Annotated in this window: 18 protein-coding genes and 1 other RNA gene; 8 read left to right on the top strand and 11 right to left on the bottom strand. The window is 64.0% G+C overall.

The window, feature by feature from the left end; translation table 11 throughout:
- Positions 1-44: 44 nt before the first annotated feature.
- Complete coding sequence (locus C8E00_RS01455; RefSeq protein ID WP_133693665.1) at positions 45-2126, top strand: S9 family peptidase; 2082 nt, start codon at positions 45-47, stop codon at positions 2124-2126.
- 93 nt (positions 2127-2219) lie between these two features.
- Here the strand turns inward: C8E00_RS01455 and C8E00_RS01450 are convergent, their stop codons facing one another.
- The 7 genes from C8E00_RS01450 to ffs form a co-directional block, all read right to left on the bottom strand.
- Positions 2220-2666, bottom strand: coding sequence for a YcgN family cysteine cluster protein (locus C8E00_RS01450; protein ID WP_133693663.1), 447 nt, complete (start codon positions 2664-2666; stop codon positions 2220-2222).
- A 3-nt stretch (positions 2667-2669) separates the two neighbouring features.
- A complete protein-coding gene (locus C8E00_RS01445; RefSeq protein ID WP_133693661.1) occupies positions 2670-2960 on the bottom strand; it encodes a YcgL domain-containing protein in 291 nt (96 codons plus the stop codon).
- A gap of 12 nt (positions 2961-2972) precedes the next feature.
- Positions 2973-4100: a ribonuclease D gene (gene rnd, locus C8E00_RS01440; protein WP_133693660.1), complete on the bottom strand. Its 1128-nt coding sequence runs from the start codon at positions 4098-4100 to the stop codon at positions 2973-2975.
- Between the two features lie 28 nt (positions 4101-4128).
- Positions 4129-4740, bottom strand: coding sequence for a recombination mediator RecR (gene recR / locus C8E00_RS01435; RefSeq protein ID WP_133693658.1), 612 nt, complete (start codon positions 4738-4740; stop codon positions 4129-4131).
- Between the two features lie 3 nt (positions 4741-4743).
- Positions 4744-5070 carry a YbaB/EbfC family nucleoid-associated protein gene (locus C8E00_RS01430; protein WP_133693656.1) on the bottom strand — a complete coding sequence of 109 codons (327 nt, stop codon included), beginning with the start codon at positions 5068-5070 and terminating at the stop codon, positions 4744-4746.
- Between the two features lie 44 nt (positions 5071-5114).
- Positions 5115-7154 (bottom strand): DNA polymerase III subunit gamma/tau, encoded by a 2040-nt coding sequence (dnaX, locus tag C8E00_RS01425; protein WP_133693654.1) that lies wholly within the window; start codon positions 7152-7154, stop codon positions 5115-5117.
- Between the two features lie 170 nt (positions 7155-7324).
- Positions 7325-7421: signal recognition particle sRNA small type (ffs, locus tag C8E00_RS01420), an RNA gene on the bottom strand.
- A 223-nt stretch (positions 7422-7644) separates the two neighbouring features.
- Between ffs and C8E00_RS01415 the strand changes: the two genes are divergently transcribed.
- Together C8E00_RS01415 and C8E00_RS01410 are read left to right on the top strand one after the other, a co-directional pair.
- Complete coding sequence (locus tag C8E00_RS01415) at positions 7645-8868, top strand: ATP-grasp domain-containing protein (RefSeq protein WP_133693652.1); 1224 nt, start codon at positions 7645-7647, stop codon at positions 8866-8868.
- A 33-nt stretch (positions 8869-8901) separates the two neighbouring features.
- A complete protein-coding gene (locus tag C8E00_RS01410; RefSeq protein WP_133693650.1) occupies positions 8902-10920 on the top strand; it encodes a hypothetical protein in 2019 nt (672 codons plus the stop codon).
- A gap of 84 nt (positions 10921-11004) precedes the next feature.
- Here C8E00_RS01410 and C8E00_RS01405 read toward each other — a convergent pair whose 3' ends face one another.
- The 3 genes from C8E00_RS01405 to C8E00_RS01395 are packed head-to-tail and all read right to left on the bottom strand — an operon-like array spanning position 11005 to position 13960.
- Positions 11005-12519: a tripartite tricarboxylate transporter permease gene (locus C8E00_RS01405; RefSeq protein WP_133693648.1), complete on the bottom strand. Its 1515-nt coding sequence runs from the start codon at positions 12517-12519 to the stop codon at positions 11005-11007.
- A complete protein-coding gene (locus C8E00_RS01400) occupies positions 12519-12974 on the bottom strand; it encodes a tripartite tricarboxylate transporter TctB family protein (RefSeq protein WP_133693646.1) in 456 nt (151 codons plus the stop codon). Before C8E00_RS01400 ends, C8E00_RS01405 begins: the two co-directional genes overlap by 1 nt.
- Positions 12974-13960, bottom strand: coding sequence for a Bug family tripartite tricarboxylate transporter substrate binding protein (locus tag C8E00_RS01395; RefSeq protein WP_133693644.1), 987 nt, complete (start codon positions 13958-13960; stop codon positions 12974-12976). The genes C8E00_RS01400 and C8E00_RS01395 overlap by 1 nt, the downstream gene beginning before the upstream one ends.
- Positions 13961-14154: 194 nt before the next feature.
- Between C8E00_RS01395 and C8E00_RS01390 the strand changes: the two genes are divergently transcribed.
- The 5 genes from C8E00_RS01390 (at position 14155) to C8E00_RS01370 (ending at position 18721) form a co-directional block, all read left to right on the top strand.
- Complete coding sequence (locus C8E00_RS01390) at positions 14155-14745, top strand: helix-turn-helix domain-containing protein (protein WP_133693642.1); 591 nt, start codon at positions 14155-14157, stop codon at positions 14743-14745.
- Positions 14742-15428, top strand: a complete 687-nt coding sequence (locus C8E00_RS01385) for a response regulator transcription factor (RefSeq protein ID WP_133693640.1) — start codon at positions 14742-14744, stop codon at positions 15426-15428. The genes C8E00_RS01390 and C8E00_RS01385 overlap by 4 nt, the downstream gene beginning before the upstream one ends.
- Positions 15425-16807, top strand: a complete 1383-nt coding sequence (locus C8E00_RS01380; protein WP_243833078.1) for a sensor histidine kinase — start codon at positions 15425-15427, stop codon at positions 16805-16807. Before C8E00_RS01385 ends, C8E00_RS01380 begins: the two co-directional genes overlap by 4 nt.
- A complete protein-coding gene (locus C8E00_RS01375) occupies positions 16804-17898 on the top strand; it encodes an ABC transporter substrate-binding protein (RefSeq protein WP_133693638.1) in 1095 nt (364 codons plus the stop codon). The genes C8E00_RS01380 and C8E00_RS01375 overlap by 4 nt, the downstream gene beginning before the upstream one ends.
- A gap of 61 nt (positions 17899-17959) precedes the next feature.
- On the top strand, positions 17960-18721 hold the full coding sequence (locus C8E00_RS01370; RefSeq protein ID WP_133693635.1) for a TlyA family RNA methyltransferase: 762 nt from the start codon (positions 17960-17962) through the stop codon (positions 18719-18721).
- On the opposite strand, the gene mscK is transcribed toward C8E00_RS01370, so the two are convergent.
- Positions 18718-22155, bottom strand: a complete 3438-nt coding sequence (mscK, locus tag C8E00_RS01365) for a mechanosensitive channel MscK (protein ID WP_243833077.1) — start codon at positions 22153-22155, stop codon at positions 18718-18720. The genes C8E00_RS01370 and mscK overlap by 4 nt on opposite strands.
- Positions 22156-22460 lie beyond the last annotated feature (305 nt).

Here is a 22460-nt window from a genome sequence, read left to right as displayed (position 1 = left end):
TCCTCTCGCGTTCGATCTTTCCTCGACATGGTACACCGCTGCACATGAAAGCACAGCCGCACATCCCTGCGCTTCACGACGCGACCCAACTCTCGCCGGTAGCACGCTTCCAACGCAAGGACGATCCGCACTGGCACTGGCTGGAAAACCGCGACGATCCCGAGGTCGTCGCCTTTCTCGAACAGGCCAACCAGGAATGTTCGCAATGGTCCGCCCCCCTGGCGCCGCTGGTCGAGGCCCTGCATGCCGGCCACCTCGCGCGACGGGAGCTGGCCGTCAAAGGGCTGGGTACGCCGCTCGACCACTATACCTACTGGAGCGAGACCGCCCACGACGCCGACTACCCCGTCTGGTGGCGTCATCCCAACCACGACGCGTCACGGCGAGAATGCGTGCTCGATGTCCAGACGCGCGCCCAGCATCACGCCTTCATGGAAGTCGCCGACATGGCCATTGCCCCCGATGAGAGCTGGCTGGCATGGACCGAAGACACCAGCGGCGACGAGAATTTCGAACTGTTCCTGCGCGTTCTGCCCGACGGTGACCCACGATGCCTGCTCAGCGATATCGGCCCCGAGCTGTGTTGCGCCGAGGACAACCGAACGCTGATGTTTACGCGTTACGACGACACGCAGCGCCCGGACAGCGTCTGGCGCCTGGACATCGAAAGCGGTGACACCGCGTGCATCTTTCGCGAAGTGGACGCCGAATTCTGGGTCGGCATGAGCAAGACGCGGTCGCGTGAATGGCTGGTGCTGGAAACCGCCTCCAAGGACACCTCGGAGTGCCACCTGATCCCCGCGGCAACGCCCGAGACATCACCGCGCTGCGTACGCGAACGCGTCAAGGGCGTCGAATACGGTCTCGAGCATCGTCCCGGCCATTTCTACATCCTGCATAACCAGGACGCACCGCACTTCCGACTCGACGTGGCAGCCGAAGCCACGCCGCGTGACTGGGTACCGCTGCTCGAGCACCAGCAACACATCACGCTGGAAGGCGTCGATGCCTTCGCTTGGGGTCTGATCATCACCGAGCGCGATCACCGCGAAGCCCAGGTGCATCTCAGCGTGCTCGACCTCGACGCGCCGTCCCCGACCCGCCGCCGGTTGCCCCTGCCTGAAGCGCCCTGCAGTCTGGTACTCGGCGATACCCCCAAGTTCGATACCCGCCGCTTGCGGCTGCACGAGGAGTCGTTCACGCTACCGCCGCGCTGGATCGAGCACGATCTCGACACCGACGCCCGCACACTGCTCAAGGTCCAACCGGTCTACGGCGACATGCTGCCCGAGCGGCTGGTCTGCCGGCGCGTCTGGGCAGAAGCGCACGACGGCGAGCGAATTCCGGTCTCCGTGGTGGCACGAGACGATCTCTGGGAGCAGGGGCCCATGCCCACGCTGCTTTACGGCTATGGAGCTTACGGGGAAGTCCTCGACCCATGGTTCTCGGTGGCGCGACTCGAGCTGTTGTCACGCGGGGTGGCCTTCGCGGTCGCCCATGTACGTGGCGGCGGTGATCGGGGCGAGCCGTGGTACCTGGCCGGCAAGCTGGAGCACAAGGAAAACAGCTTCCGTGATTTCTTGGCCGCACGGCACGCGCTGGTCGAGCACGGCATCGCGGATGGCGAGCGCATCGCCGCCTACGGCGCCAGCGCCGGTGGCCTGCTGGTCAGCGCCAGCCTCAATCTCGACCCCTCGGCATTCTGCGCCGCCGTGCTCGACGTGCCCTTCGTCGACGTGCTGCGCACCATGGAAAATCCCGACCTGCCGTTGACGACCGCGGAATACAGCGAATGGGGCAACCCCAATGACCCCGAAGCGAAACGCCGCATACGCGACTACTCGCCCCTCGACAACCTCGTCGCGCAGCCTTATCCCACGCTGTTCCTGCAAGGCAGTTGGCATGACTCACGTGTGCCCTACTGGGAACCGGCCAAGCTGTATGCCCGTTTGACCGAGCTCGCCGCCCAGCTCCCCGCCGACCAGAGCCGCCCCATCCTCCTGCGCACCGATATGGCCGCCGGACATGGCGGCGCCTCGGGGCGCTTCAAGGCCTGGCACGATAACGCCCGTCAGGATGCCTTCATCCTCTGGGCACTGGGCCTCGCCGAGCCCCTGGCACGCTGACGCCAGAACGACGCCGGCCCCGCTGAGACGGGGCCGACACTCTCTCCACACGGGCTGTTGCGCACCAGCGTTCGTGCGGCCACGCGTGGCACCCTACTGACAGGGGATGATATCGATGATGTGATCCTCGAGATCATCGTCCGCCACCTCACGCTCGCTGACCGCGAAGTGCCGCACGCTCTTCTGCTTGCGGTGCATGCGTCGGGCATCGCCAGCAATCAATGGATGCCAGGCGGCAAGCTTGCGTCCTTCGGCCAGCCGGCGATAGGCACACGACGCCGGCAGCCAACTAAATGTTGCCAGATTGTCGCGGGTCAGCTTGGTGCATCCCGGTACGTGCTGGAAGCGGTTGTCGTAATCGCTGCAGCGGCACGTATCGATATCCAGCAGCTGGCAGGCCACGTTGAGCGTGGCGATATCGCCGCTTTCGTCGTCCTCGAGCTTGAGCAGGCAGCACAAACCGCACCCGTCGCAGAGGGCTTCCCACTCTTCATCGTCGAGCTCTTGCAGGGAAAAGCGTTCCCAGAAACGTTCACGCATGGGTCAGTACCGCGCCTCGGTGGGCGCCTTGTATAAATCCAGCATGTAAGTCTCACGCGCCGGCGGCATCTGCAGGTAAAAGCCTTGCGACGCGATGGCGGCCAGCACGTCGCTCGCCTTGGCCCGCGCCAGCGACCTGTCGTCACTGAGCATCATCACGGTCACCGATACCGGTTTGCCGAACCGCTCGAGCAGGGCTTCGGGAACATCCGTTAGCCCTCGCGTGCGATCCACGTATAAATACATCTCGTCGCGACGCGGGCTCTTGAAGATTTCACAGAGTCGCTTGGACATCGTCTTCACCTGTCAGTATTCGGCCAGTGCCTGGGTAAATGCCTCGGCAAGCAAGGTGCCACGCCACCCCTGAGGCAACGACAACGGCACGCCATCCAAGTCCGCCATCACCAGCGCTTCGAGATCGCGACGGTTGGCCAATACCTCGGGGGCGATATCCAGACGCTCGGCCTCGCGGCTGACGACACTCTTGAGTGCCTTGAGACGCGCCTTGAACGCCGAGGAATGCGGCGGTGGCAACGGCGCCGGCAGCGCCTCGTCATCGAGGTGCATGGCCGCTTGTACCATCGCCAGCAAGGTATCGCCGTCATGTTTGATCAGCTTAGGCCGGACACCCTCGACGGTCGCGAGCTGATGGCGATTGCGCGGCATCTCCACCGCAATCGCAAACAGTACCTTATCGCTCGCCAGCCAGCCACGCGGCAGGTCCCGGCGTCGCACCTCACCTTCACGCCACCGCGTCAGCGCCTGATAAAGCGCCAGTTGACGCGGTTCGAGCCGCCACAATTGACGATGCCGACGATACCACTGTTCATCGGCATCGCGGTTACGACGATTGGCCTCGCACAGACGCGCGCATTCCTCTTCGAGCCAGGCCAGGCGTCCCTGTTGTACCAGCGCGTCCCGCTGTGCCTGCCAGACAAGCGGCAGATAGACTACATCCAGCGCGGCGTACTGCAACTGCGCGTCCGACAATGGGCGCTGCAGCCAGTCCGAGCGCGTTTCCTCCTTGGGCAAGACGTCACCGGTCCAATGCTCGACCAGCCGCTGATAACCCAGTGACGCCTGGGGGCTCAGCAAGCTCTGCGCGACCTGCGTATCGGCGATCGGCGCGACGGCCACCCCCGCCCAACTCTCCAGTACTTCGAGATCCTCGCCACTGGCATGCAGCAACTTGAGCGGTCCGTCCGCCCCCAGGAGCGCCTGCAGAGCACTATCGACCGCCACGACTTGCGGGTCGATCAGAAAGACCTCATCACCGCCGGCGTAGAGCTGCACGAGCGCGGCAATGGGAAAGAACGTCGACTCACGGTGGAACTCGGTGTCCACCGCCAGCCAATCGGCGTCGGCCAGCGTCTCGCACGCCTCGGCCAGCGCGGCGGGCGTTTCCACCCAGCGCATCTCGAAACTCGGGGGCATCCCGTATCCTTGTCGATGATAAAGAGGGTCAGCTCGATTCTTGCGCGAACGGCAGTCGGCCATTGAAGGCGCGGCTCAGCGTCCCGCCATCCACGTATTCCAGCTCGCCCCCCATGGGTACACCGTACGCCAGACGCGACAACCGCACGCCCGTGCCGCGCAATTGCTCGGCGATGTAGTGCGCAGTCGCCTCGCCTTCCACAGTGGGGTTGGTGGCGAGAATCAATTCTTCGATGGCACCGTCCGCGAGTCGCTCATCGAGCTGATCGAGCCCGATGTCTTCGGGGCCAATACCATCCAAGGGCGACAAATGGCCGTGGAGCACGAAATAGTGGCCACGATAGCCGCCGGCCTGCTCGATCGCCAGCATGTCGGCCGGCGATTCGACCACGCACAGCAGCCCTTCTTCGCGCCGTGCATCCTCGCAGATGCTGCATAGCGGCGTTTCGGCGAGCGTCCGGCAACGCCGGCAATAGCCAACGTGCTCCAAGGCTTCGCCCAATGACGCGACCAGCCGACGGCCGCCATCGCGGTCGCGCTCCAGCAGATGCAGGGCCATGCGCTGCGCGGTCTTGGGGCCTACGCCCGGCAACACACGCAGCGTCTCCAGCAGTTGGTCGACGAGGGGAGAAAATGCCATCGTTTAGAACGGCATCTTGAAGCCCGCCGGCAGGTTCATTCCCGCGGTGACTTCTTCCATGCGCTCCTTGGATGTCGTCTCGACCTTGCGCACCGCGTCGTTGACAGCAGCGGCCAGCAAATCCTCGAGCAACTCCTTGTCTTCTTCCATCACCGAGGGGTCGATATTCACGTCGCTCACATCGTGACGCCCGTTCATGGTGACCTTGATCATGCCGGCCCCGGCCTCACCCGTGACTTCGGTCTCGGCGATTTCCTCCTGGACCTTTTGCATCTTTTCCTGCATTTCCTGGGCCTGTTTCATCATGTTGCCCATTCCGCCCTTCATCATGGTCGTATCCTCATCGAGTTCGAAAAGTCAGCGCCGACGACGACTTACGCATCGGAGGCGGCGCCGTCGGTCGGCGTCACGCTGCGTTCCAGCAAGTGGGCGCCGAAATCGTGTTCCAACATTTGAATGTGCGGGTCGCGGCGCAACGCTTCAACCGCCTGGGCATGACGCTCGCGTGCCAGACGCTCGTTTTGCGCGCGCGGTGTTTCCAGGCCCTCGGGCAAGTCCGCGACCGTGATGTTCAAGCGCCGCTCGATGCCCTGATCGGCCAAGGCCTTGGTGAGACGCTCGACGTGTACATCGGCCAGCATCGCCCCCTGCGAAGGATCCAGCCGCAACGCCAGCGTTGCGCCGTCGTCATGCTCGACGATGCAGTGCGCCGCCAGGTTACGCGTCAGCCCACCCAGCGCCAGCGCGTCGAAACTCGCCAGCCAGCGTCCATGGTCGAAAGCGCCCGTTTCGGACGTGGCAACGACGGGCGTCGGCGTCGCGGGCTCGGGCTCAGCCGTCTCTGCAACGACATCCATTGCCGGGGGCTCCGGCGCGGCCGCGGATGGCTCGGAGGCGGCCGGCGCCGGGGCCTCGTCGAGCGCCCAGGGAGGCGCATCGTCCACATCAGCAACGCCAGCGGCGTCTGCCTGGCGTTGCGCCTCGTCTTCGAGCGCGGCATCGACAGCATCATCAGGCGCATCAGCCACGGGAGGCGGTGTCTCTTCCACTCTCGAGGTCGCCTCGACGTCAGCCACCTCGGCCTCAGGCGATTCGGCTTCAGGTGACGCGTTCAGTACATCTTCACCGCCATCATCCGCTACGGGACTGATATCACCCGCCGCGGGCGCTTGGGTTTCGGGAGGCGCCGGCTGGCCAGGCGCAGGGTCAGCCGCTGCGGGCTGGCCAGGCGCAGACTCAGCCGCCGGGGAATTCGCCGCTGCCGTGGCCGGCGACTCGCCATCGGCAGCGCCGCGAATCGGCAACGGTGTCTGCGGCGGTTTGGGCACCCCCTGGGGACGGAACGCCAGCATGCGCAGCAGCGTCATCTCCAGCGCGGTACGCGGATCCGGCGCACTCTCCATGTCGCCCCGCCCCTGCAGGGCGATCTGGTAATAGAGTTGTACGTCCTCGGCGGTGAAGCGTGCCGCCAGCGGGAGTAACGTGTCGCGGTCACCGTGGCCGTTGTCCAGCGCATCGGGCACCATCTGCGCGATCGCCAGGCGGTGGAAGATGCCGGCCAGATCGTCGAGGATAGCGCCGAAATCCGGCCCTTGTTCGGCCAGGTTGGCGACCTCCTGCAGCACCCGCGCGGCATCGACCTCGGCCAGCGCTTCGGCCAGTGCCAGCAGGTGGCGATGATCGAGGGTGCCCAGCATGGCCGCGACGTCGGCATGACGCACCTCTCCCTGCCCGAAGGCGATGGCCTGATCGGTGAGGCTCAAGGCGTCGCGCATCGAGCCCTCGGCGGCCTTGCCCAGCAGCCACAACGCTTGCTCATCGAACGCCACCGACTCGGCCTCGAGAATATGCGAGAGGTGTCCCACCACGCGCTCGGGGGGCATGTTCTTGAGCGTGAACTGCAAGCAGCGCGACAGCACCGTGACCGGAAGCTTCTGCGGATCGGTGGTCGCCAGCAGGAATTTGACGTGGGGCGGCGGCTCTTCGAGCGTCTTGAGCAGTGCGTTGAAACTGTGCGTGGACAGCATGTGCACCTCGTCGATGAGGTACACCTTGTAGCGCCCCTGCGTCGGCGCGTACTGCACGTTATCGAGCAGTTCGCGCGTATCCTCGACCTTGGTGCGGGACGCGGCATCGACTTCGATCAGGTCGACGAAGCGGCCCTCGTCGATCTCGCGGCAGGTCTCGCATTCACCGCACGGTACCGAGGTCACGCCCTGTCGGCAGTTCAGGCACTTGGCGAGAATCCGCGCCAACGTCGTCTTGCCGACGCCGCGCGTGCCGGTAAACAGATAGGCATGGTGCAGACGCCCCTGATCGAGCGCGTTGACCAGCGCACGCGAGACATGCTCCTGGCCGACCAGTTCGTGAAACGTGCGGGGGCGCCATTTGCGGGCCAGAACCTGGTAACTCATACCGTCGGGATGTCCTTGCAGATCGGGCCGATTCCCACCTGGCAGCACTAAGCACTCGACACAGAGGGGAGTATCGTTAAAGCGTCCATTCTAGCGGGTAGCGGGAACTTCGACGAGAGGCGAGTCGACATCGGGGCCGAATAGAAATACGGGGGTCGAAATGGAGGCGGCCCCGCCAGCCACATCCCGGCACACGCAGCCACCACTACCGTTGCTCCCTTCCGGGCCTGGCGGGGTTCGCGGTTTAGCGTTGCGGGAGGACCGACAGGGCCACCACAGTGCATCCGGTCGACGAGCGCCATGAGGGTCGCCACCGAAACGTTCGAACATCAGGGAAACGCCATGCGCTTTCAATGACTTGCCTCGAACGCCGCAGCACTATAACAGCGTGCCCGCCGGTCGGCAAGACATCAAAGAATTCAACGCCTACCCAGCATTATAGTCTAGGCTGGAAGGGCATGGCCCTTTCCCGCGTTCAAGGAGAATCAGCATGGACAAGAACCCCGAGAAGGGACATATCGCGCTACTGGGCTGGAGTCTGAATGCCATCGAAGCCGCCGAGAACTTCGACCGCCGCTATGTCGTCGTGGCCCCCGACTGGGCCGAGGAATACTGCCAGGAGCACGCGATCCCCTATGTGCCCTGGAACTTCGAGCGCCTCAATGATCGCTCGATGGAAATCGCCGAGACGCTCCAGGAGATGGGCGTAGACGTCGCCATTCCGCTTTACGAAGAAACCGTCGAATGGGCCGGCGCGATCAACTCGGTGCTGCTCGACAATCCCCGTCTGTATGGCCAGGCGCTGCTATTGCGTGACAAGGCGCTGATGAAGCGCCGCGCGCAGTTGGGGGGCATCCGTGTGGGCATCTTCGAGGAAGCCCACGACAAGGAAGATGTCATCCGCTTCCTCAAGCGCGTCAACCAGACGCTGCTCAAGCTCGACGGCGACCCCAATGATCCGATTCATCTCAAGGCCTTCGACAAGGCGGGCTGCCTGGGGCACCGCGTGATCCGCACGCCGGACGAGGTCGATACCATCCCCGAAGAAGAATTCCCGGTGCTGATGGAATCGCACCTCGATGGCTGGGAATTCGCCGTCGAGGCATGGATCCACAACGGCAAGATTCGCTTTCTCAACATTTCCGAATACGTGACCCTGGGTTACTCGGTGTTCGTCCCGGCGACCCCGGAACTCGAAAGATACCGCGAGTCGATCACCCGCCAGATCGAGAAACTGATCAAGACCTTCGACATCGATTTCGGCTTCGTGCATCCCGAATACTTCGTCACCAGCGACGGCGAGATGTACTTCGGCGAAGTCGCCTACCGCCCCCCGGGGTTCAAAGTCTTCGAACTGCTCGAACGCGCCTATGGCTTCAATGCCTACCAGGGGCTGATCCTGTCCTTCGACCCGAAGACCACCGAGCAGGAGATCACCGACTTCTTTCCCCGCGAGGTGGTCGATGCCAAGGGCGTCGCCGGCTGTTTCGGGGTATACCCGCGTCGCCGCGTGGTCAGTCGCCTGCAGATGCCCGAGGAAACCGAGGATCACCCCTACTTCGAATCCCATGAGTTGACCGCACCGCTCGAGGAAACCGTCACCAAACGGACGGCCTTCGGGACCCACTGGGGACTTTTGTATTTCTTCGGCGACGATCCGCATACCATGCGCGACTTGCTCAAGCACCAGGAAGAGCTCGACTTCTATGTATAATCGCGCCTGTACTCTTGGGCAAAAGGAGCCCTTGTGACGAGTCACGACGAACAAACCCCGGATAACACCAAGTTGGACGCTGCGCTGACCAAGCTCGACGAAGCGATCGAGATCCTCGCCAACGCCCCCGACTTCGCCAAGCCCGGCAAGCTACGCCGGGTCTTCGACGGCGCCCGCAAGGTGATGCTGCAACCGGGTGGCTGCGCCGCCATTGAAGCGCGCGCCCACATGATCGAGGCCGCCGGCATCTTCGCGGGTTCCGACTGGGCCCAGCCGCAGATTCTGGTGCCATCGCTGACCGTGCATTCGCTAAAGAGCCCCGAGAGCGACACCGTGGTGCTCGAGGCGCTCAGCGAGTTGCGCTTGCTTGCCGTGGCTCAGGGCCGCTACGCGCATGCGCTGATCTCCACCGAGCAGGCGCATCACTATCTCACCCAGGTCCTGGCGCTCAATCTCGAGCTGCTGTTCAGTACGCCCAGCGAGGCCGAACGCGAAACCCAAGGACGCCTGGCGCAATTGACGCGTGGCCTGTTCGCGCATCTGGCCGAAACCATCGGCTACGAACACGTCATCGATCAGTTGATCGACGAAATCTGGCGCATCCTGCAGCAACGCCCCATCCAGGTCGATGCGATCAAGCGCATGATCGCCCAGATCGCTATCTGTCAGGCCAATCCCGACATCGATCTGGGCGCCAGCGGTCAGGGCGCCGACCGCCTGGTCAGCAGTCTGTTCGGTGCCACCCAGGCCTGCCGCGAGGATCCCGGTGTCGAGGTCTACCTCGAACGCCTGCAAGCAATGGACAGCGGCGCCCTGCAGTACGAGGCCACCGGGTTCGCCCGCGCCATGCACGATACCGGCCTGGTGTCGGCCTATCATGCGGTGTTGCTGCGCCATCTACTCGACCAAGGCGATCATCTGCTGGCCGAGGCGCTGGGGCTGTCGGCCACCGGGCGCGACTGTCTGCTCTGCTACCGCCAGCTGGTGCAGGCCCTCATCGAGGAAGGCGTCTTTCCCGAGACCCCCCAGGCGGTCTATGGACTGGCGTTGATGCTCGAGCGCGGCATCCTCTATCAGCCGCCGGTCGCCCCCGCGCTGTGGCGCCAGATCAGCCTGCCGGTCTCGGCCTGGTCGCAGGAACGCATCCGCATGGCCTATGGCGACGCCGTGGCGCCCCGGGCGCGACTCCTCGAGGGCGTGCTGTGCATGCTCGGCCTGCCACTGGGGGTCGGTCAGGGCAACAACCCGACCTGTCAATCGGCACGCGCGCTGTCGATGTGGGCCTATAACGATCCGGATTATCTGCTACAGATGGTTGCCTGGGCGGCCCGAGACGACGAGATCATCATGCATTTCGAGGGCATGCCGCTATCGTCGATGGCCAGTCTATCCGGCGTGGCTACCGCCCTGCCGCTGGATCTCGACCCGGTATCGCTGATCGTGGTGCCGCATCTCGACCGCATCTACGCCGAGATGGGCCGCCGCTGTGCCGGCCGCGAGGGCGACCCGCACCGCTGGGTCAATCCGGAGTTTCATGGCTGGTGGGCCGGCCGCGGCTTTCGTATCAATGTCGACGTGGGGACCGGCCAGCTCCGAGACCTCGACGCGTTCTTGCGTCACTTCTATGCCAGCTACCACCCCTACTACAACGGCAATCAGCCGCTGATTCACCCGCAACCCGCAGGCATCGCGGTAACCGACAGTGCGGCACGCTTCATCGGCTGGCACGCCATCACCCTGTTACGGGTCAACCTGGACCCCCAGGACGTGATGCGCGCCTACTTCTTCAATCCCAATAACGATAGCGGCCAGGACTGGGGCGACGACACCAAAGTCAGCACCGCCGGTTGCGGCGAACGCTTCGGTGAGGCGTCGCTGCCCTTCGAGCAATTCGCCTCACGCCTGTATATCTTCCATTACGACCCACTGGAACACGGTGAGCTGGCCAATATCCCTCAGGCCGAGCTCGACCGGGTGATCCGGCATGTGTACTGCAGCTGGGGGGCCGACCGGGTCCCGGCCGCGGAACTACAGGCCCTTTCCGCGCCATAATGAGGCCTGCAACAAGCTCGCCCCCACCGGCAAGCCGATGGGGGCGAGAGACACGCATCGCGGTCAGACACGACGCTGCTTACATCAGTCGGTAAGCTCCTGCGCAGCCTTCATGCGCCGCCGCAGGATCGGGCCGACGATGTATGGCAGCACCAGGCCGACGAAGGCCACGACCCACAGGCCGATCGCCAGGCCGCTGCTCCACAGCACCGTCCAGTCGCCATCGGACAGCGTCAAGGCATGGCGCAGATTCTTCTCCATCTCCGGCCCCAGCAGCAGGCCGAGGATGATCGGCACCATGGGAATTTCCAGCTTGCGCAGGAAGTACCCGAGCACGCCGAAGGCGACCATGAAGTACAGGTCGAACGCCGAGTTGCTGATCGAGTAGATGCCCACGAACGCCACCATGGTCACGATCGGCAGCAGGTACTTGGGCGGTACCGAGAGCAGCTTGACGAAGATCCCCACCAGCGGAATGTTGAGCAGCAGCAACAGGAAGTTGCCGATCAATAACGCTGCGATCACGCCCCACACGATGTCCGCATGCTGGGTGAACATCAGCGGCCCGGGCGTAATGTTCATCGAGATCAGCAGCGCCAGCAGCACGGCGGTCGTGCCGCTGCCCGGCACACCGAGTGTCAGCATGGGTACCAGCGCACCGCTCGAGGCCCCATTGTTGCCGGCCTCGGGACCGGCCACGCCGCGCGGATCACCTTCACCGAAGTAGCCTTTCTTGCCCACCACCTTCTTTTCGAGGGTGTAACCGATGAAGCTGCCCAGTGACGCGCCCGCGCCCGGCAGGACACCGGCGATGAAGCCGAGGATGCCACCGCGGATGCTGGACGGCATGATCTCGCGGACTTCCTTGAAGGACAGCGTGAGCTTGTTGACCTTCATCGGCCCCTTGCCGCCACCGGCGCGGTCCTCGATGAAGAACAGCAACTCGGAAATCGCGAACAGGCCGACGATGGCGATGATGAAGTCCACGCCTTCGTAGAGTTTCAAGATGCCAAAGGTATAGCGCTGCGTACCGGTAGAGTCGATGCCCACCGTGGCGATCATCAGGCCGATCGCGGCGGCAAGAATCGTCTTGACCGGGTTCTTGCCGGTGATACCGCCCAGGGTGGCGAAGGCCAGCACGAACAGCGCAAAGTATTCCGCCGCACCGAAGGTCAAGGCGAACTTGGCCAGCAGCGGCGCCAGCAGGATGAGCCCGATCGTGGCGATCAGGCTGCCCATGAACGAGGCGATCGCCGAGATCGCCAGTGCTTCGGCGGCCTTGCCCTTCTGGGCCATCGGATAACCGTCGAGACAGGTCATCATCGCCGGCTCGTCGCCGGGAATGTTGAGCAGTATCGACGAGATACGCCCCCCGTACATGGCCCCGGCATAGACCGAGGTCAGCATGATCAAGGCCGTTTCCGGCGGCAGGCCCAGCGTGAAGGCCAGCGGAATCAGAATCGCCACGCCATTGGCGGGGCCCAACCCCGGCAAGGCCCCGATCAAGGTACCCAGGAAGGCACCGATCAGGGCGAACATCAGGTTGTGCGGCGCCAGAGCGACGCCGAACCCGTCGATCAGAAAACCCAGGGTTTCCATCAGCTTCCCTCCAGGACGCTAAGCACGCCCAACGGCAGCGCCAGATTGAGGGCGTAAGTGAACAGCAGATAGACCACGACACCGGCAACCGCGCCAGTGACATACGCCCGCACCGGGGCAGCGCCCATGCGCCAGCATAGCGTTCCCACGGCCAGCAGCGTCGAGGGAATGAAGCCCAGCGGCTGCAGCAGCAACGTGTAGGCGACCAACACCAGAACGGCAATTACCAGCTCGAGGATGATACGGCCCTTGGGCCAGGCGTTGTCGGGGTCCGGCTTGAACATCAGATAGAGGCTGGACAGTGCCAGCACCACCGCGAGGACCTTGGGAAAGGTCTCGGGTCCGACAGCCTCGGACCCGCCGAATGGTACCGGAAACTGTGTGGCGCCCCAGCCGTACGCGACGGCCAGGACGAGCATCAGCACACCGAAGATACGGTCGTTGAGCTGGGTCATTACTTGATCAACCCGATTTCCTTGGAGAGCGACTGGATGTCTTGGATCTGCTGCTTCACATATTTTTCGAACTCGGCACCGCTGACATGGAACGGCATCAGGCCATTATTCTTCATGACCTTCTTCCATTCGTCGCTGGCATACAGTTTGTCGACCGCATCGATCCAGTACTGCTTGGCTTCACCGGAAATATCCGCCGGCATGTAAAAGCCGCGCCAGTTCGCCCCCACGGCATCGATGCCTTGTTCCTTGGCGGTGGGCAGATCGTTGAACTCGCCAGGCAGCCGCTTGTCGGACAGGACGGCCAACACGCGTAGATCGCCAGATTCCATGAAGCCCTGGGCCTCACTGATATCACCGGTGAAGGCATCGACATGCCCGCCGACCACCTGGGTCATGGCCTCGCCACCGTTGTTGTAGGACAGATACGGAATCCGCGGCAGGTTATCGACGTTCGCCGCCTGCGCCGCGATCAGCACCTTGAGATGATCCCAGCCGCCCTTGGCGCTACCACCAGCGAAGGTGACACTGCGCGGATCTTCTCTGAGGGCGGCCATCAGGTCGTTGAGGTTCTGATACGGCGCATCCTTGGAGACGGCGATAATGCCGTAATCGGCCCCCAGCGCACCGATCCAGTTGACCATGTCGGCGTCCAGGCCCTGGAACTGACCTTGCGCCAGACGCGTCGTGGTCGCGGTGGACGCCGCCACCAGCAACTGATCGTCGCCGGCACGCTTGCTGATCGTATGCGCATACGCGACACCGCCGCCGGCGCCGGCCATGTTGATGGTCTGCACGCTGCCCGGCACCAAGCCGAGATCTTCCATCACGTTACCTACGCTGCGGCAGGTGAAGTCCCAACCGCCGCCGGGATCCGAGGGAGCGATGCACTCGACCTTGCCTTCCGGCTGGAACGCCATGGCAGTGCTGGCACTGAGTGTCAGCGCAGCTGCCATGAGAATTTTGAGTGGCGTCTTGAAAGCCATTGTTGTTGTCTCCCTTGCACGAGATTGAAATGGGTTGCGAGAAAGCTGACACTTGCCTTACAGTTCTGTAAGGCAGAACAACGTTCCCTTGAGCGGAAAACTAGGCATGTCACGAACGAGCGTCAACGCAAATCACGTCGTTCGCGACTAAAGTTGAACACCATCACGCTGGTACACAACCGCCGGGAGTTCCCATGGCGCAAGATAGGGTGGAGGCTGTAGAGCGCGCGCTATCCATCATGGAAGCCTTCGACACGCAGCATGAAAGCTTGTCCTTGGCCGAGTTGGCCGAGGCGACCACACTTTACAAAAGTACGCTGTTACGCCTGCTCGGCTCGCTGGAGCGCTACGATTATGTACAACGCGATGCGCGGGGACGCTATCGCCTGGGCGCCACCCCGGCCCGCCTGGCACGACGCCATGCACCTTCGCGTCAGCTGGCGAGTCTGGTCATACCGGTGCTCGAGCGTTTATCCCACGACACGGGAGAGACCGCCGCGCTGCTGTCATGCGAGGAAAATCAGATGGAATGCCGCCTGAGCATCTTGCCGGACACCGACCTGCGCCATACGCTGCGTCCCGGATATCGCTGGCAGTGGCAGGCGGGCGACCCTCGCCTGGCCTTGCCGGGCGGCGCCATGACCTGTCAGCACATTCCCGGCACCACGTACTGGCTGAGCCTCTCGGGCCCCAAGGGGCGCTTGCCCGTCGCGGACGCGCGGCGCGCCCTGCAAGAAGCCGCGACAGCGCTGAGCCGACGTGCATTGCAGGACTATCCGACATGACGCCCGACACCGCTTCCCTGCTCCTGGTCGAAGACGACGCCCTACTGGCCGATACGCTGTACGACGCACTGAGTCTGGCTGGCTATCGCGTCGACGCCCTCGAGGACGGCGACGCTGCCTTCACGCGCCTCGCCACGCCCGGCCATGGCCACGCCTTGGTCTTGCTCGATCTCAACCTGCCGGGCCGGGGTGGTCTCGAGATTCTCGACGCCATGCGTCGTCACGACCAGGACACGCCGGTCTTGATCCTGACCGCACGTGGCGCCATCGAGGACCGCGTCAAAGGGCTCGATCTAGGTGCCGACGACTACCTGGCCAAGCCCTTCGCCCTGGACGAGCTGGAAGCCCGGGTTCGCGCCCTGTTGCGCCGGCGCCAGCACGACGACGGCACACAACTGCATGTCGGCACGCTGCATTTCGATACCCTCACGCAACGCTTTACTCTCGATGAGGCCAGCCTCGATCTGCCACCCCGTGAGCAACGCCTGTTGGCATATCTGATGCGGCATGCCGGGGAACCGATAGACAAGGCCCGCCTTCTCGAGCATGTCTTCAGCAACGAAACGCTCGGCGACAACGCCATCGAGGTCTATATCCATCGCCTGCGCCGACGGCTTGCCGGTTCGTCGCTGACATTGCGCACCGTGAGGGGGCTGGGCTACCTGTTGGAGAGTGAGGCGTGAGCCCGACGTTCAAGCCCCCCAGCCTCTATCGGCGCCTGCTGATCTGGCTACTGGTCCCCATGCTGGCCCTGGGCACCTTGATGTTGATTCAAGCCTACCTGGCCTCGCGCGATACTGCCGATCGAGCGTTCGACCGTTTGCTGGAGTCGGCCTCGCTGTCCATCGCCGAGCAGGTCAAACGCCAGCACGGCAAACTATGGATGGACTTGCCTCCCGCGGCTCTGAAGATGCTGGCCTCGAACGCCGAGGAGCGCGTTTTCTATGCCCTTTACGATTCTTATGGCAACTTCATCAGCGGCAACGCCGAACTACCCCGGATCGACACAGGGCAGGGCAACATGCGCTTCGCCAACATCGAGTGGCATGACATGGCGCTGCGCCTCGGCGTGCGGCGATCGAGGCTGGAGGGATGGCGCAATCGCCAGCCCTTCGAGGTTCGCGTGGCCCATACCCGTGAAGGACGCGAAGCCCTCACACAAACGTTATTCCAGGGCAGCATGCTGCGCTTGATCGCCATGGCGCTATTGGCGATCGGCGTGGTGCTGCTCGGGGTCCGCATGGCGCTGATGCCTCTGACCCGGCTACGCCGTGCGATTCGCGCACGCGATCCGCGTACCCTCGCACCACTGGAGCTGACGCTCCCGCGCGAGCTCGCCGAGTTACGTGAGACCCTCAACGACCTGTTGGCACGGATGCGCCGTGTACGCACCAACCAGGAACGCTTCATCGGCGACGCCTCACATCAGTTGCGCACCCCGCTGGCGGGGCTTTCGGCACGCGCCGAGCTCGCCCTGCGTCAAGACGACCCCCGCGCCTGGCACGATGCACTCGACGTCATGCGTGGCAGTGCCGACAAAACCGCACGCCTCGCCTCACAACTGCTCTCTCTGACGCGCCTCAACAATCCCGAGTCGAGCCCGGAGGCCGGCGACGTCGATCTTTGCGATATCGCGCGACAAGCCGTACGCGATGCCCTGTCCAGCAGCCACCGCGCCGGGATCGACCTGGGTGTGGAAACGCCTTCGCATGCGGTCATCCAGCATGCCGTCCACTGGCAGCTCGCCGAGGCCTTGACCAACTTGATCGATAACGCCAGACGCTATGGTGCCTCGCGCATCACGGTACGCGTCGGCGAGGCTCCGCGGCGCCTGGAAGTCGAGGATGACGGCCCGGGCATTCCCGAGGCGCAACGCCTGCTCGTTCTGCGCCCCTTCCACCGCGGCATGGAAAGCGGCCAAGGATCGGGGCTCGGACTGGCGATCGTCGACGGTATCGCTCGCGCCCATGCCGCCCGGCTCACCCTGGGGGCGGTACACCCACATGCCGCGTCACCGGGGTTGTGTGTGCGCTTGCAGTTCACTGAGGAGTCAATCCCATGACCGCACGCTGTCGCGCGCTCGCGCGCTGGACCCTCATGCTTGCCGGCATGATGCTATCTGCGCTGACGCTGGCCGACGCCCAGGTGCTGCGTTATCCCGCCACACAATCCCCCGCACGGCCGTTGGAGATTTACGGCGCGCTGGATAACCAACTGATAGCGCCGTTGTTGGCCGACTTTCATGCACGCCACCCGGACATCGAGCTGGTCTATCGCAATCTGACCACGCTGGCGCTTTATCGACGCTTCATGTCGGCGAACGCCACCTCGGCCGACGTCATCATGTCATCCGCCATGCCATGGCAGTATCAGATCGCCAACCGAGGGCTCGCGCAGCCCCTCGACAGCGCCGCCGCCCGCGCTTGGCCGGAAGCGTATCGCTGGCGTCACGAATTGTTCGGTTTCACCTTCGAGCCCGTGGTCATCGTCTATAGACGCGATGCCCTGGCAGGCGCCACGCCCCCCGATAGCCACGAAGCCTTGCTGCGTCTACTCACCCACCAACGCCAACGCCTGAAGGGCCGCGTGGTGACGTACGACCCCTGGCGCAGCGGCGCCGGCTATACCTACGCCACCCAAGACGCACGCATGTCGCCACGCTACTGGGAACTGGTCGCTGCCCTGGGCGGCGTGAACGCGGCGCTGGCCGACACCACCGGCGACATGCTCGACGGATTGGCCGACGGACGTTACGCCATCGGCTACAACTTGCTGGGTTCCTATGCTCGCGAGTTCGTGGCCGATCACCCGCAATTGGACATGGTCATTCCCAAGGATTACGCCCTGGTGACGCAGCGTCTCGTGCTGATTCCCAAGCGCGCGCCCCACCCCGATACCGCCGAGCGTTTCGTCGACTATCTGCTCAGTCGTCAAGGGCAGCAGGTGATACGCGACAAGACGCCTCTCGGGGCGATACATACTGCACTCGCAGGCGAAGGCACCGCCCTGGACTTGCGCAAGGCCCTCGGCGACGCCATTCACCCGATCGCCATCGATCCCAGTCTGCTGGCCACCCTCGACACCCTCAAGCGCCATTCGCTGCTCGAGCGCTGGCAACGCGAGTACACCCGCTTGAGCGATGGCCCACCCTGAACGCTGAGCTGTCTTCACGCTATACTGCGACGCCTTTGCCGACCGCCACACCGGAGCCGACATGCCACGCCTCGATCAACTACTGGTCGCCCAGGGATGGGCACGCTCACGCACCCGGGCGCAACGCTTGATTCGCCATGGCCGTGTCACGCTGGTGTCCTCGGAGCCTTCCCGCGTACTGACCAAGCCCAGCGAGACACTGCCTTCCACCAGCCGCTTCACGGTCACCGAGGATCCCGAGGCCCGTTACGTCTCGCGCGCCGGTCTCAAGCTGGAAGGCGTCCTAGAAACGCTAGCGATGCGCTTCGATGGCATGACGGTGCTCGATGTCGGCCAGTCCACCGGCGGCTTCACGGAGTGCGCGCTACGCTTCGGGGCCGCTCGCGTGCTCGGCATCGAGGTCGGACGCGACCAGCTCGCCCCGGTGCTGCGCGAGGAACCCCGCGTTATCTGTCTGGAAGGAATCAACGCCCGCGCCCTGCCCCGCGAGCGGCTCGCCGCACTCGCTCCCGAGGGGCTGCACGTCGCGGTCATGGATGTCTCGTTCATCTCACAGACGCTTATCCTGCCCGAACTCGCCGCCGTATTGGCGCCCGGAGGCCAGTTGATCTCGCTGGTCAAGCCGCAGTTCGAGGTCGGCCCCGGCAAGGTCGATGCCCACGGCATCGTTCGCGATTCGGCGCTCTTCGCGGACGTCGAGGCACGTATTCGCGATAGCTGCGCAGATGCCGGCTTCGCGATTCGTCACTGGCAGGAAAGCCCGCTGCGCGGCGGCGACGGCAATCGCGAATTCCTGCTGCATGCGGTCAACTCTGGCCCCTAGCGCCCGCCGTCTCCTCCACCTCCGTCGGCATCCGTCCCGTCGCCGCTGGGGCTGCGTCCGACATCGACGTCCTCGATGCCGTCGCGCCGTGTCGACCTCGTCGATGCGGCGCCATCGCCCAAGGTGGCCGTCTCCTGTGGCCGAGAGCTCACCCAGGCCTGCCGCCCCGAAGCATCGTGCAGCCAGACGTCCATCTGGTTGAAGGCGATGCGAATGCCATGCTGATCGAACAAGGCGTCGAGACGCCGGTTGATTTCGTCACTGGCATAGAGACGGTCCATCAAGTCATTGACGAAAATGCGCAATTCGAAGCTGAACGCCGTCGCCCCGTACTCGAGGCAGAACACCTGAGGTTCGGGGTCCTTGAGCACGCGCGGATTGTCCACGGCGGCCTGGCGCAGCAGACGATGCACCAGCTCGAGATCGGAGCCGTGGGAGACGCCGTAGGTCAGCACGACCCGGGTAATGTTGTCGGATAACGACCAGTTGATCAGTTGATCGGTGACGAAGGTCTTGTTGGGAATGATGATTTCCTTGCGGTCGAAGTCCGTCACCGTGGTGGCACGAATGCGGATGCGGCTGACCGTGCCATGCAGGTTGCCCAGCGTGATGGTGTCGCCGATGCGCACCGGCCGCTCGAAGAGGATGATCAGGCCGGAAATGAAATTGGCGAAGATTTCCTGCAGCCCGAAGCCCAATCCCACGCCGAGCGCAGCGACCAGCCATTGCAGCTTGTCCCATGACACCCCCAGTGTCCCCAGGGACACCACGACGCCCGTCCCCACGATGGTATAGGAAAGCAGCGACGATATGGCATAGGCACTGCCCTGCTTGAGGCTCAGCCGCGACAGCACCATGACTTCCAGCAGCCCCGGCAGGTTGCGCGCCATCATCAAGGTCAACGCCACCAGTGCCAAGGCCATGAGTACGTCGGCCACGGTGATCGGACTGGTGGTCATCGCCTCGCCCTGGCCACGCTCGATCTGCCACACGGTGACGTTGTCGAGGTAGGACAACACGCCGAGCAGGTCCGCCCAAACGACATACAGCACCAGCGTGAAACCCAAAAACAGGATCAGCTTGGAGAGCCGCAGCGACTGCTGATTGACCTGCTCCATGTCCAGCGGTGGCTCCTCGATCACCTCGAGGCCGCTTTCGGTATCTTCCTTGACCTGAGCGCGACGCCGCGCCACCGCGCGCCGGTACGCCAGACGCCGCGCGGCCACCGCCAGCCCGCGCACCACCGTGGCCTCGACGAGGATCCACAAGCCGAGAATGTAAATCGAGGTAATGAAGCGGCCGATCAGGCTCAACGCGGTATATTCGAACCCCATGACGATCAGCCCCGCCAGTACCAAGGGCACCGCCGACAACGCCAGTCCCAGCAGCAAGCGGAACAGCTTGAGGCCGAAAAAAGGCACATGGGCGAGGATCAGCCGCACCAGCACCACGCTCATCGCCACCAGGCCCAGCAGCAGAAGCAACAGCGACAGCGGCCGTTCCGCCAGCCTCGCTTCGTCGTAAGGCGCCAGGTTGCTGACCAGAATCACGGGGATCAAGGTCACGCCCAACCACAACAGCAAACGCCGCAGGCGTAGCACATAAGCCGGTGCCCAATGAAAATGGCGCGCGGCCACACCATCCGAGACCAACAGGCGACGCGACCAGGCCACGACGCCCCATGCCAGCGCCAGTTGCAGCAACGCATCGCCGAGCACGACGGCAAAGGCCTGCCCACCGAGCTTGAGCGCCCCACCGGCGGCCGCCATCGTCAGGGGCCCGTGCGCGGCGAGCAGTGCATTGAGCCCGATTGCCCGCGGCGTGTGCATCTGGGTATCGCGTTTCAGCCGCCCGATTTCCTCATGCAAGCGCAACAATGAGGCCTTGATGCGCCGCCGCCACAGCAACAGCGCCCCGGCCAGCAACAACAGGGGGAGCACGGCAAGCGCCTTGGCATCGGGGCGCTGCCACAAGGATACCAGCGCCGTACGCCAATCAGTGGCCGCCATGCGTTGCCACAAGGTGGCGGGAAATTGCTCCAGCCACGCCAGATCCAGCGGACGGCCGTTGGCGACCCAGAACAATTGCTCCTCGATGGTGGCACGCAGCTCCTTGCTGATTTTCAGCAATTGCTGCTGGTTGAGCTGAAGATTGATAGCAATCGTCAGCAGGTTGCCATATTCCTGATCGAGCTGATCGAGGAGCTCGCGGCGCGACTCGAACAACGTGACCAGGGCCTCACGCAGCCCCGGCGCGTCCTCGATATCGGCCTCGGCGAGGACATCGTCGGCCAGTTGCGTGGGGCGGCGCAGAGCATCGCGCTGCTGGGACAGGTCGAACTGCCGCAAGCGCAGGTCGGCGATGTCGTCCTGAAGGCCGCCGAGCGCGTCCACTTCGGGCAACGACTCGCGCTGCTCGCGCAGGATGCGCGATAGCAGCAGGCTGCCGCGAATCGCCTCGATCTGCTCGTTGAGCGTACGCTGAACCTGGCGCACGCGGTCGAGTTGAGTGCGCGTTTCGATGCCCTCACGCACCATGGCATTGGCACGATCGGTGATATCGAGAAGCTCACGGCTCAAATCGCGATTGACCTGTTGCACCTGAGACAGCACCGGATGCCCGGCGATGGCCTCGGCATCGTCGCGGCCGACCTTGGCAATGGCGTCTTCCGACTCGGCACGACGTTGTCGATCGAGCGCCGCCTGCAGCGCCGCCAGCTGCTGCTCCTTGAGCGCGATGCGCTTTTCCAGTACATCACGCTGCTGCATGGCCAGCTCACGCAAACGGGTATTGTGGGCGAGTTGGCTCTGGCTCCATTGCGCGCGCTGCTCGGCCAGCGCTGCCTCGATACGGTAGCGGTCACGCTTGGCCTGAGTGGTGACCGACTCGCCCTCGAGTGCAGCGAGTTGCGACGTGCGGGTCTCGGCGCGCGCCCGAGCGTCGCTGATCGCCGCCTGGGCACGCTCGGGCAAAGTCTGTGCACTGATCAACCGCGCGTTGACGTCGGCCAGACGGCCCTGCAACGCTTCAAGGGATTCCAGGGCGTCGCCGGTACGTGCCTGCAGGGCCGCCAGCGATAGATCGTCGACATCATCGGCGCTCGGGGGCGATGCGTCCTGTTCCAGGCGCTGCAACTCGTCGGCCAAGGCCCGCGACTCCTGCGGCGCTCGTGCCGCGCGCTGCTCGAGCTCGCGCTGCGTTTCGTCGAGCGCTCGAAGCGCCTTGAGTCCTTCCAGCGCAGCCCGGGTATCTTCCAGTACCGCGCGTTGATCGCCATCCGGCTGTTCGACGGCCTGCAGACGTTCAAGACGCGCCTCCAGCGCGTCGCGCGCGGGCAACGATGCCTGTGCAGCGGCGAGGCCGACCGCGCCCAGCAGGCAAATCATCACGAATACGATATACTGGGCTAGGCGCGTCTTGGCGCCCAGTTTCATGCATCGCCGGGAGAATCCTTGCCACGTCAAAAAACGCCACCTGCGTCGGCACGCCATGCTGCTTCCTCGTCACCTAGCGATGCGCTGATTGTCGGTGCACCACAAGGCCTTGGCAATGCGTGCAACGATATTTGCTGCGTCCTTGCGACGTGATAGGAACATCCAGGCCGCCTATTGGCATGGTCGGCACACGCCAGCACGATTTTACGCTCGTCTCGGCACGACCGACGATTCGGCCACAGCGTCTTACACTATCGACAAGGTACTAACTGACATGGAGTCACCACGCCCCTGCTTGCCGGTTC

The organism is Chromohalobacter marismortui, from assembly GCF_004364315.1.
GTDB classification, from domain to species: Bacteria; Pseudomonadota; Gammaproteobacteria; order Pseudomonadales; family Halomonadaceae; genus Chromohalobacter; species Chromohalobacter marismortui.
This window is presented reverse-complemented; position numbering and strand designations above follow the sequence as displayed.